Origin of the sequence: Porticoccus sp. (assembly GCF_041592135.1) — a bacterium.
In the GTDB taxonomy this organism is placed as follows: Bacteria; Pseudomonadota; Gammaproteobacteria; order Pseudomonadales; family Porticoccaceae; genus Porticoccus.
Map to the genome: position 1 here is coordinate 1 of NZ_JBFHQR010000066.1, position 12,104 is coordinate 12,104.

The 12,104-nt window shown below is 57.8% G+C and carries 7 protein-coding genes; 6 read left to right on the forward strand and 1 reads right to left on the reverse strand.

Translation table 11 applies throughout. The features are described from left to right. The 5 genes from rpoC to tuf (ABY948_RS07410) form a co-directional block, all read left to right on the forward strand. Positions 1 to 3,802: DNA-directed RNA polymerase subunit beta' (rpoC, locus tag ABY948_RS07390; RefSeq protein WP_461481884.1), on the forward strand; the 3,802-nt coding region annotated here is incomplete at its 5' end. Positions 3,803 to 3,952: 150 nt separating this feature from the next. After that, complete coding sequence (gene rpsL, locus ABY948_RS07395) at positions 3,953 to 4,324, forward strand: 30S ribosomal protein S12 (protein ID WP_461481885.1); 372 nt, start codon at positions 3,953 to 3,955, stop codon at positions 4,322 to 4,324. Between the two features lie 94 nt (positions 4,325 to 4,418). Next, the gene (gene rpsG / locus ABY948_RS07400) at positions 4,419 to 4,889 is read left to right on the forward strand and encodes a 30S ribosomal protein S7 (RefSeq protein ID WP_461481886.1); all 471 of its coding nucleotides are present in this window, start codon (positions 4,419 to 4,421) and stop codon (positions 4,887 to 4,889) included. Positions 4,890 to 4,984: 95 nt separating this feature from the next. Continuing rightward, the gene (gene fusA, locus ABY948_RS07405) at positions 4,985 to 7,090 is read left to right on the forward strand and encodes an elongation factor G (protein ID WP_461481887.1); all 2,106 of its coding nucleotides are present in this window, start codon (positions 4,985 to 4,987) and stop codon (positions 7,088 to 7,090) included. A 42-nt stretch (positions 7,091 to 7,132) separates the two neighbouring features. Continuing rightward, positions 7,133 to 8,356, forward strand: coding sequence for an elongation factor Tu (tuf, locus tag ABY948_RS07410; protein WP_461481888.1), 1,224 nt, complete (start codon positions 7,133 to 7,135; stop codon positions 8,354 to 8,356). A gap of 135 nt (positions 8,357 to 8,491) precedes the next feature. Here tuf (ABY948_RS07410) and fusA (ABY948_RS07415) read toward each other — a convergent pair whose 3' ends face one another. Beyond that, the gene (fusA, locus tag ABY948_RS07415) at positions 8,492 to 10,582 is read right to left on the reverse strand and encodes an elongation factor G (RefSeq protein ID WP_461481889.1); all 2,091 of its coding nucleotides are present in this window, start codon (positions 10,580 to 10,582) and stop codon (positions 8,492 to 8,494) included. A 252-nt stretch (positions 10,583 to 10,834) separates the two neighbouring features. Here fusA (ABY948_RS07415) and tuf (ABY948_RS07420) point away from each other — a divergent pair, with 252 nt between their 5' ends. Further along, on the forward strand, positions 10,835 to 12,028 hold the full coding sequence (gene tuf, locus ABY948_RS07420) for an elongation factor Tu (RefSeq protein WP_461481890.1): 1,194 nt from the start codon (positions 10,835 to 10,837) through the stop codon (positions 12,026 to 12,028). Positions 12,029 to 12,104: the final 76 nt, after the last annotated feature.

Consider the following 12,104-nt stretch of genomic DNA (forward strand, 5'->3'; position numbering starts at 1 on the left):
CGAGATCGAGCGCGTGCTGTACTTTGAATCCTTTGTGGTGACCGACCCCGGTATGACCACACTGGAGCGCGGTCAGCTGTTGAACGATGACGAATACTTCCAGGCGATGGAAGACTTCGGTGACGATTTTGAAGCGATGATGGGTGCCGAGGGTATCCAGAAGCTGATGAAGAGCCTGGACTTGGAACACGAGATCGCGACCATTCGGGAAGAAATTCCCAACACCCGTTCCGAGACCAAGATCAAAAAACTGTCCAAGCGGCTGAAATTGCTGGAAGCCTTCCTCAACTCTGGCAACAAGCCGGAGTGGATGGTGCTGGAGGCGTTGCCGGTGTTGCCGCCGGACCTGCGTCCGCTGGTGCCTCTGGATGGCGGCCGTTTCGCCACCTCCGACCTGAACGATCTGTATCGCCGGGTGATCAACCGCAACAACCGCCTGAAGCGTCTGCTGGAGCTGAATGCGCCCGACATTATCGTGCGCAACGAGAAGCGCATGTTGCAGGAATCGGTGGATGCGCTGCTGGATAACGGCCGCCGCGGCCGGGCCATTACCGGCTCCAACAAGCGTCCGCTGAAATCCCTGGCCGATATGATCAAGGGTAAACAGGGTCGCTTCCGCCAAAACCTGCTCGGCAAGCGCGTCGACTACTCCGGTCGTTCCGTGATCGTGGTGGGTCCGACCCTGCGCCTGCACCAGTGCGGTCTGCCCAAACGTATGGCGCTGGAGCTGTTCAAGCCGTTCATCTTCTCCAAGCTGGAGCTGCGCGGTCTGGCGACTACCATCAAGGCGGCCAAGAAAATGGTGGAACGCGAAGAACCCGTCGTCTGGGATATCCTGGATGATGTGATTCGCGAACACCCGGTGCTGTTGAACCGTGCACCGACCCTGCACCGTTTGGGTATCCAGGCGTTCGAGCCGGTGCTGATTGAAGGCAAGGCGATCCAGCTGCACCCGTTGGTGTGTGCGGCCTATAACGCGGACTTCGACGGCGACCAGATGGCGGTACACGTACCGCTGACCCTGGAGGCCCAGCTCGAGTCCCGGGCGCTGATGATGTCCACCAACAACATCCTCTCTCCCGCCAACGGCGAACCGATCATCGTACCGTCCCAGGACGTGGTACTGGGGCTCTATTACATGACCCGCGATCGCGTCAATGCCCAGGGCGAGGGCCGTGTCTACGCCAACTTGCAGGAGGTGTCCCGCGCCTACTTCGGCAAACAGGCACACCTGCAGTCCAAGGCCAAGGTGCGCATCCGCGAAGTGACCTTCAATGAAGAGGGCGAGCGCCTCGATCGCACCTTCCTGGTGGACACCACTGTGGGGCGTGCCCTGTTGTGGGAAATCGTGCCGGAGGGTTTGCCCTTCGAGCTGGTCAACCAGCCGATGACCAAGAAAGCCATCTCCCGCATCATCAACCGCTGTTATCGCGATGTCGGCTTGAAGGCGACCGTGATTTTTGCCGACCAATTGATGTATACCGGTTTTGATTTCTCCACGAAGTCCGGCGTGTCCATTGGTGTCAACGATTTCACCATTCCCGAGGCCAAGGCGGAGATTATTTCCCGCGCCGAAGCCGAGGTGATGGAAATCGAGAGCCAGTTTGCCTCCGGCCTGGTTACCCAGGGTGAGAAATACAACAAGGTGATCGATATCTGGTCCCGTGCCAACGACCAGGTGGCTAAGGCCATGATGGAGGTGATCAGTACCGAGCCAGTGATTAATAGTGATGGTGAAGAAGAGAATCAACCCTCATTTAACTCCGTCTTTATTATGGCCGACTCTGGTGCGCGGGGTTCTCCTGCACAGATTCGTCAGCTGGCCGGTATGCGCGGCCTGATGGCGCGTCCGGATGGCTCCATTATTGAGACGCCGATTACCGCAAACTTCCGTGAAGGTTTGAACGTACTCCAGTACTTCATCTCCACCCACGGTGCGCGCAAAGGTCTGGCGGATACCGCACTGAAAACGGCCAACTCCGGTTACCTGACCCGCCGTCTGGTGGATGTGTCCCAGGATCTGGTGGTGGTCGAACAGGATTGTGGCACCGACCAAGGTCTGCTGATGACCCCGGTTATCGAAGGTGGTGACATCATCGAATCCCTGGGTGACCGCATCCTCGGTCGTGTGGTGGCTGCCGATGTGATTCAGCCCGGTGGCAAGGACATCGCCGTGGAAGCCGGCACCATGATCGATGAGAAGTGGGTCGAGCGCATTGAAGCCATGGGTATTGATGAGCTGATCGTCCGCTCGCCGATCACCTGTGAAACCCGCTTTGGTATCTGTTCCGAGTGCTACGGTCGCGACCTGGCCCGCGGCCATATGGTCAATGCAGGTGAAGCCATCGGCGTGATCGCAGCCCAGTCCATCGGTGAGCCGGGAACCCAGCTGACCATGCGGACCTTCCACATCGGCGGTGCGGCATCCCGTGCCTCTGCCGTGGACAGTATCCAGGTGAAGATGAGCGGCACGGTGCGGCTGGTCAACATCAAGGTGGTCGAGCGTCAAAACGGCGAGTTGGTGGCGGTATCCCGCTCCGGCGAGTTGGCCCTGGCAGACGAGAACGGTCGCGAGCGCGAACGCTACAAACTGCCCTACGGTGCCACTATCAAAGTCAAGGAAGGTGCCAAGGTTCAGGCGGGCGACGTGGTCGCCAACTGGGATCCGCACACCCACCCGATCATTACCGAGGTGGCCGGTCAAATCGCCTTCTCTGGCATGGAAGAAGGCCTCAGTACCCGGATGCAGACGGATGAGCTGACCGGTCTGTCCAGCATTTCGGTGCTCGATCCCAACGAGCGGCCCTCCGCTGGTAAGGAATTGAAGCCGATGGTGACCCTGCTGGATGACAAGGGCAAAGAGCAGACTTTCCCGAGTTCTACGGTGCCGGCCCACTATATGTTGCCTACCAATGCCATTCTGAGTATCAACAATGGCGACCGGGTCGGTGCGGGTGACGTAATTGCCCGTATTCCCCAGGAAGGTTCCAAGACCCGGGACATCACCGGTGGTCTGCCGCGGGTCGCCGACCTGTTTGAGGCGCGTCGACCGAAAGATCCGGCAATCCTGGCGGAAATTACCGGTGCCGTCAGCTTCGGCAAGGAAACCAAGGGCAAGCGCCGTTTGGTGATTACACCTAACGATGGCAACGAACAGTACGAAGACCTGATCCCCAAATGGCGTCAGCTGGGCGTGTTCGAAGGTGAACATGTCGAGAAGGGTGAAGTGATTGCCGACGGTCCGGCCAACCCCCACGATATCCTGCGTCTGCAGGGTGTGGATTCACTGGCCAAGTACATCGTCAACGAGATCCAGGACGTCTATCGCCTGCAGGGTGTGAAGATCAACGATAAACACATCGAGGTTATCTGCCGCCAGATGCTGCGCAAAGTTGAGATCATCGATATGGGTGAATCCTCCTTTGTGAAGGGCGAACAGGTGGAATACAACCGCGTTCTGGAAGAAAACGAAGCGCTCTACAAGGAAGGGAAAACCCCGGCCAAGTTCGAGCGTCTGTTGCTGGGTATCACCAAGGCTTCACTGGCCACCGACAGCTTTGTCTCCGCGGCCTCCTTCCAGGAGACCACCCGGGTGCTGACCGAAGCCTCGGTAACCGGTAAGTCCGACAGCCTCCGCGGCCTGAAGGAAAACGTGGTGGTTGGTCGTTTGATTCCGGCGGGTACTGGCTTGACCTATCACAGCCAGCGTCGCAAGGCGCGCGAAGCGGTGGCGGAGACCAGTGTCAGTGCACTGGATATCGAAGCGGCATTGAGCGAAGCGCTGAACTCTGGCGACGAGTAATAAAAAGAGCACGGCGGCCCGTTTTGGGCCGCTTGACTCAAGGTGGCGCTATCTTTAGAATGCCGCCTCCCTAAAGTGGGGTCCGCCTGCGCGGGTCTCTTTTATTGGAGCCTTCAATGGGAAGGCGTTTTTTTAATCTGGAGTTATTGAATGGCAACGATCAACCAGTTGGTTCGTAAGCCGAGAAAACGCAAAGTTGTTAAGAGCGATGTGCCCGCTCTGCAGTCTTGTCCTCAGCGTCGTGGTGTTTGTACCCGTGTGTACACCACCACTCCGAAGAAGCCGAACTCCGCACTGCGTAAAGTGTGTCGTGTTCGTTTGACCAACGGTTACGAGGTTACCTCGTATATCGGTGGTGAGGGTCACAACCTGCAGGAACACAGTGTGGTACTGATTCGCGGTGGTCGTGTTAAGGATTTGCCGGGTGTGCGTTATCACACCGTGCGCGGCAGCCTGGATACCGCCGGCGTGAACAAGCGCAGACAGCGTCGTTCCAAGTATGGAGCCAAGCGTCCCAAATAAGGGACCACTTTGTGTCGGTCAGAACCGAGTAAGGCCGGGTGCGCTAGCCGCAGTGTGATCAATCCCGGACAACCCTGAAGAGAAGAGCAAGATTATGCCTAGAAGAAGAGTTGTCGCTAAGCGCGAAATTCTGCCAGATCCAAAATTTGGCAATGTCACGCTGGCAAAATTTATGAACCACGTGATGGTGAGCGGTAAAAAATCCGTCGCCGAGCGCATCGTTTACGGTGCCCTTAACCTGGTTGAATCCCGCCTCAAGGAAAATCCGGTCGCTGCGTTTGAAACAGCGCTGGATAACATCGCCCCGATGGTGGAAGTAAAATCCCGCCGCGTCGGTGGTGCCACCTATCAGGTGCCGGTAGAGGTTCGCCCCTCACGCCGCGCCGCGCTGGCGATGCGCTGGATGGTGGATTACGCGCGCAACCGCGGTGAGAAATCCATGTCCCAGCGTCTGGCAGGTGAAATCATTGACGCCTACCAAAACAAGGGTGGGGCAGTGAAGAAACGTGAAGACGTCCACCGTATGGCGGAAGCCAACAAGGCGTTCTCACACTTCCGATTCTGATTTCGCTATCGGAACCTTAACGATTCCCAGAAGGGTAGCTGTCTGCAGCTACCCTTTTGTGGTTTTAAAGATGAATTGCTGTGGGGGAAAGACTTGTGGCGCGTAAGACACCTATTGCCCGTTACCGCAATATTGGCATCTGTGCTCATGTGGATGCGGGTAAGACTACCACTACCGAGCGCGTACTGTTCTACACCGGCCTTTCCCACAAGATTGGTGAGGTGCACGACGGCGCGGCCACCATGGACTGGATGGAGCAGGAGCAGGAGCGAGGCATCACCATCACCTCGGCTGCGACCACCTGTTTCTGGTCGGGCATGCAGCAGCAATTCCCCCAGCATCGCATCAATATTATCGATACTCCCGGACACGTGGACTTCACCATTGAGGTGGAGCGCTCCCTGCGCGTCCTCGATGGGGCCGTGGTGGTCCTGTGTGGTTCTTCAGGGGTGCAGCCACAGACCGAAACGGTGTGGCGGCAGGCCAACAAGTACCATGTGCCGCGCCTGGTGTTCGTCAACAAGATGGACCGCGCCGGCGCCGATTTCATGAAAGTGGTCGAGCAGCTGAAAAAGCGCCTGGGTGCCAGCCCGGTGCCGCTGCAGATGACCATTGGCTCGGAGGAACACTTCCGGGGCGTGGTCGATCTGGTGAAGATGAAGGCCATCCTGTGGAATGAGGCAGACCAGGGGATGACCTTCGAGTATGCCGAGATTCCGGAAGACCTTGTCGATCAGTGCGAAGAGATGCGCGAGTTCATGGTCGAGGCGGCAGCGGAAGCCAACGAGGAATTGATGGACAAGTACCTCGAGGACGGCGAACTGAGCGAGGACGAAATCAAGCAGGGGCTGCGCTTGCGCACCCTGGCCAATGAAATTGTTCCCGTACTGGGTGGCTCCGCCTTCAAGAACAAGGGCGTGCAGGCGGTGCTCGACGCCGTCATTGAATACCTGCCGGCCCCCACCGAGGTGAAGGCGATCGACGGGGTCCTCGCCGACGGTGAAACACACGACACCCGGGCGGCCGACGACGCCGCACCTTTTGCGGCGCTGGCCTTCAAGATTGCCACGGACCCCTTCGTGGGCACGCTGACCTTCTTCCGGGTGTATTCCGGTACCCTGAATTCCGGCGATATGGTCTACAACCCCGTCAAGGGCAAGAAAGAACGCATTGGTCGCATGGTGCAGATGCACGCCAACAACCGGGAAGAAATCAAGGAAGTGCTGGCAGGCGACATCGCAGCGGGGATTGGCCTGAAGGATGTCACCACCGGGGATACCCTCTGTGACATCAATAAGGTGATTACCCTGGAGCGCATGGAGTTCCCCGAACCGGTGATCTCCGTGGCCGTGGAGCCGAGATCCAAGGTCGACCAGGAAAAAATGGGTATTGCCCTCGGCAAACTGGCGCAGGAAGACCCTTCTTTCCGGGTGCGGACGGACGAGGAAAGCGGTCAGACCATTATTTCCGGCATGGGCGAGCTGCATCTGGATATTCTGGTTGAGCGCATGCGCCGGGAATTCAGTGTCGAGGCCAATATCGGCAAGCCGCAGGTGGCCTATCGCGAAGCGATTCGCAACACCTGTGAAATTGAAGGCAAGTTTGTGCGCCAATCCGGCGGTCGCGGCCAGTATGGTCACATCTGGATCAGGTTTGAGCCGGGCCAGGACGAGAACGCCGAGGGGCTGGAGTTTGTCAATGAAATCGTTGGCGGCACCGTGCCCAAAGAATATATTCCGGCAGTGGCCAAGGGTATTGAAGAGCAGATGCAGAATGGCGTGCTGGCGGGCTACCCGCTGCTCGGCTTGAAGGCAACGGCTTTCGACGGCTCGTACCACGATGTGGATTCATCGGAAATGGCCTTCAAGATTGCCGCCTCCATGGCCACCAAGCAATTGGCCAATAAGGGTGGTGCCGTACTGCTTGAACCCCTGATGAAGGTGGAAGTGGTTACCCCGGAAGAAAATATGGGTGATGTGGTGGGCGACCTGAACCGTCGCCGCGGCATGATTCTGGGTATGGATGAAAGTGTTTCCGGCAAAGTAATCAATGCCGAGGTGCCTCTGGCGGAAATGTTTGGTTATGCCACCGACCTGCGCTCCGCCACCCAGGGGCGCGCGACCTTCACCATGGAATTTGAGAAATATTCTGAGGCGCCGCGCAATATCGCGGATGAAATTGTCGCCAAGAACATGCGTTGATATTCCGAATTTTTAAAAGCTTATCTTTGAGAGGATCTGGACATGGCAAAAGAAAAGTTTGAACGTAAGAAGCCCCACGTCAACGTGGGTACCATTGGTCACGTTGACCACGGTAAAACCACACTGACTGCGGCGCTGACCCGCGTGTGTGCGGAGACCTGGGGCGGCAGTGCGGTAGCCTTTGACGGTATCGACAATGCCCCGGAAGAGCGTGAGCGTGGTATTACCATCGCTACCTCCCACGTGGAATACGATTCCCCGACCCGTCACTACGCCCACGTTGACTGCCCCGGCCACGCCGACTATGTGAAAAACATGATCACCGGTGCTGCCCAGATGGACGGCGCGATCCTGGTCTGTGGTGCGACGGATGGCCCGATGCCGCAAACCCGCGAGCACATCCTGCTGTCTCGCCAGGTTGGCGTTCCTTTTGTTGTGGTCTTCCTGAACAAAGCAGACCTGCTGGCTGAAGACTGCGGCGGTGTGGGTTCAGAAGAATACAACGAGATGATCGAACTGGTGGAAATGGAGCTGCGTGAGCTGCTGGATACCTACGACTTCCCGGGTGACGATACCCCCATCATCGCCGGTTCCGCCCTGATGGCGCTGAATGGCCAAGATGATAATGAGCTGGGCACCACTGCCGTGCGCAAGCTGGTAGAAGCGCTGGATTCTTATATCCCTGAGCCGGAGCGCGCCATCGACCTGCCGTTCCTGATGCCGATCGAAGACGTGTTCTCCATCTCTGGTCGCGGTACCGTAGTAACCGGTCGTGTGGAGCGCGGCATCGTCAAAGTGGGCGAGTCCATTGAGATTGTCGGTATTCGCGATACCCAGACCACCACCTGTACCGGTGTGGAAATGTTCCGCAAGCTGCTGGACGAAGGCCGCGCCGGTGAGAACGTGGGCGTACTGCTGCGCGGCACCAAGCGCGACGACGTCGAGCGCGGCCAGGTGCTGTGTAAGCCGGGCTCCATCAAGCCGCACACCAAGTTCGAAGCTGAAGTTTACGTGCTGTCCAAAGATGAAGGTGGTCGTCACACGCCGTTCTTCAAGGGCTATCGTCCGCAGTTCTACTTCCGCACCACCGACGTCACTGGCGCCTGTGAGCTGCCGGAAGGGGTTGAGATGGTGATGCCGGGTGACAACGTGCAGATGGAAGTGACGTTGATTGCGCCGATTGCGATGGAAGAGGGTCTGCGCTTTGCGATCCGCGAAGGCGGCCGCACCGTGGGCGCTGGCGTGGTAGCCAAAATCATCGAGTAAATCGTGATTGCGTTATCGCCATGAAAAAGGCCGCTCTTCGGAGCGGCCTTTTTTGTGGCTGGTGTTCTTTATAACAGGGAACAAAAGAAGCCCGGTAATTGCTTACCGGGCTTTTTAATGGGAAGTTGCCGAGAATTATTTCTTGGCTTCTTCTTTCCTGGCTTTCGCCTCCGCGATGACCTTTTCAGCAATTTGCTGGGGGCAGGGCAGGTAGTGCGAGAACTCCATGGAGAACTGACCGCGGCCAGATGTCATGGTGCGCAGGTGGCCGATGTAACCGAACATTTCTGACAGCGGCACGTCGGCCTTGACGCGAACACCGGTGGCACCGGGCTCCTGGTCCTTGATCATGCCGCGACGGCGGTTGAGGTCGCCGATCACGTCACCCACGTGGTCTTCGGGGGTGAATACGTCCACTTTCATGATCGGTTCCAGCAACTGCGGGCCCGCTTTCGGCATGGATTGTCGGTAGGCGCCCTTGGCGGCAATTTCGAAGGCGATGGCCGAGGAGTCCACGGCGTGGAAGGCGCCGTCGAACAGATCCACTTCGACGTCGAGCATCGGGTAGCCGGCCAGCGGGCCTTCCATCATCATCGACTTGAAGCCCTTTTCGATGGCGGGGAAGAATTCCTTCGGCACATTGCCGCCCACCACGGAGGAGGTGAAGGTGAAGCCGGAGCCCACTTCGCCGGGGCGGATGCGGTAGTCGATCTTGCCGTACTGACCGGAGCCGCCGGACTGTTTCTTGTGGGTGTAGCTGTCTTCGATCGGCTGGGTGATCGTTTCGCGATAGGCCACCTGTGGTTTGCCCACGATAAGCTCCACCCCGTAGGTGCGCTTGAGGATATCCACCTTGATGTCCAGGTGCAGTTCGCCCATGCCCTTGAGAATGGTCTCGCCGGAGTCTTCGTCGGTTTCCACCTGGAACGAGGGGTCTTCGGCCACCAACTTGCCGATGGCGATACCCATTTTCTCGGCGCCGGCCTTTTCCTTGGGCTTGACGGCAATGGAAATCACCGGCTCCGGGAACACCATGGCTTCCAGTGTGCAAGGGTGGTCGGTATCGCAAAGGGTGTGGCCGGTCTTGACATTTTTCATGCCGATTACGGCGATAATGTCACCTGCCTGGGCGCGCTCAAGCTCGTTGCGGTCATTGGCGTGCATTTCCACCATGCGGCCGATACGCTCGGTTTTGCCAGTGGCTGAGTTAAGCACGGTCATGCCCTTTTCCAGCACACCGGAATAGATGCGAACAAAGGTCAGTGCACCAAAGCGGTCATCCATAATTTTGAAGGCCAGCGCGCGGAAGGGCTCTTCGATAGACACAATGGCTTTTTCGCCAGTGGGGTTGCCCTCTTCGTCGGTCAGATCCTGCGGGTCAACTTCGGTGGGGCTGGGCAGGTAGTCAACCACGGCGTCCAGCACCAATTGCATGCCCTTATTCTTGAAGGCGGAGCCGCAAAGAGTGGGGAAGAAGTCCAGCTTGATAGTGCCTTTGCGGATGCAGCGCTTGAGGTCTTCGATGGAGGGTTCTTCACCTTCCATGTAGGCCATCATCAGGTCATCGTCCTGCTCGACTGCCGTCTCCACCAGTTCCTGGTGATACTGCTCGACTTCGTCAACCATGTCCGCGGGGACATCCGTCACTTCGTAGTTTTCCGGCAGGCCGGTATCGTCCCAGATATAGGCTTTCTTGGTGAGGACGTCGACTACGCCTTTGAATTCGTCTTCGCGACCGATGGGCAGGGTCATCACCAGCGGATTGGCGCCCAGAACCTTTTTGATCTGACCGACGACGCGCAGGAAATCGGCGCCCATGCGGTCCAGTTTGTTGACGAAGATGATCCGGGCGACTTCGGATTCGTTGGCATAGCGCCAGTTGGTTTCGGACTGGGGCTCTACACCGCCGGAGCCACAGAATACGCCGACGCCGCCATCCAGTACTTTCAGTGAGCGGTAAACCTCAACGGTAAAGTCGACGTGCCCGGGGGTGTCGATGATGTTGAAGCGATGGTCTTTCCAGAAGCAGGTAGTCGCCGCGGATTGAATGGTAATACCGCGTTCCTGTTCCTGCGCCATGAAGTCGGTAGTGGCGGCGCCATCATGAACCTCTCCGGTCTTATGGATTTTGCCGGTCAGTTTGAGAATACGTTCTGTGGTCGTGGTCTTGCCCGCATCTACGTGGGCGAAGATGCCGATGTTTCTGTATTGGGATAAGTCAGTCATTTTAATGCTCGATATCAATGGGCCTATAAAACGCGCGCGATTATACCGAAATAAAGAGAAATATGAGAGGGAAAGTCGCGAGCGGGTAGAAAAAGACAAAAATTTTGCCCGCTAATGGCGCGAGCGAGCGTTGACAGCGACAAAATGCCGTATAAGATTGCCCGCTGTGCGAATTTTGCTGGCAGGTTCCTGGCGATGCGGGAAAGTGGTGGCCAGCGAGCTTAACCAACCTTTACGTTTAGGGGCATCCCAGTGGCAAAAGAAAAGTTTGAACGGAACAAACCCCACGTCAACGTGGGCACCATCGGTCACGTTGACCACGGCAAAACCACGCTGACCGCGGCGCTGACCCGCGTGTGTGCGGAAACCTGGGGCGGCAGTGCGGTAGCCTTTGACGGTATCGACAATGCACCGGAGGAGCGCGAGCGCGGCATTACCATCGCCACCTCCCACGTGGAATATGATTCACCGGTCCGACACTACGCCCACGTCGACTGCCCCGGCCACGCCGACTACGTCAAAAACATGATCACCGGTGCCGCCCAGATGGACGGTGCTATTCTGGTGTGCTCCGCCGCGGACGGCCCGATGCCGCAAACCCGCGAGCATATCCTGTTGTCCCGCCAGGTAGGGGTTCCCTATATCGTGGTGTTCATGAACAAGGCGGATATGGTCGATGACGCAGAGCTGTTGGAGCTGGTCGAAATGGAGGTTCGCGAACTTCTGGATCAGTACGACTTTCCGGGTGACGATACCCCGATCATTGTCGGTTCCGCGCTGATGGCGCTGAACGGCGAAGATGACAACGAAATGGGTACCACGGCGGTGAAGAAACTGGTGGAAACCCTGGACGAATACATTCCGGAGCCGGAGCGCGCCATCGACCTGCCGTTCCTGATGCCGATCGAAGACGTGTTCTCCATCTCTGGTCGCGGTACCGTAGTAACCGGTCGTGTAGAGCGTGGCATTGTCAAAGTGGGCGAGTCCATTGAGATTGTGGGTATTCGCGATACCCAGACCACCACCTGTACCGGTGTGGAAATGTTCCGCAAGCTGCTGGACGAAGGCCGTGCTGGTGAGAACGTGGGCGTACTGCTGCGCGGCACCAAGCGCGACGACGTAGAGCGTGGACAGGTTCTGTGTAAGCCGGGCAGCATCAAGCCCCACACCAAGTTCGAGGCGGAGATCTATGTGCTGTCCAAAGATGAAGGCGGACGCCACACGCCGTTTTTTAATGGCTACCGCCCGCAGTTTTACTTCCGCACCACCGACGTGACTGGCGCCTGTGAGCTGGCGGAAGGGGTTGAGATGGTGATGCCGGGTGACAACGTGCAGATGGAAGTGACCCTGATTGCGCCGATTGCGATGGAGGAGGGGCTGCGCTTTGCGATCCGCGAAGGCGGTCGCACCGTGGGCGCTGGCGTGGTCGCGAAAATTATTGAATAAAGCGCTATCTTTTTAAGCTGGAAGGGGGCTCAATGGGCCCCCTTTTCATCGCTCTGGCGGGCCTCTTTGGCGGCCG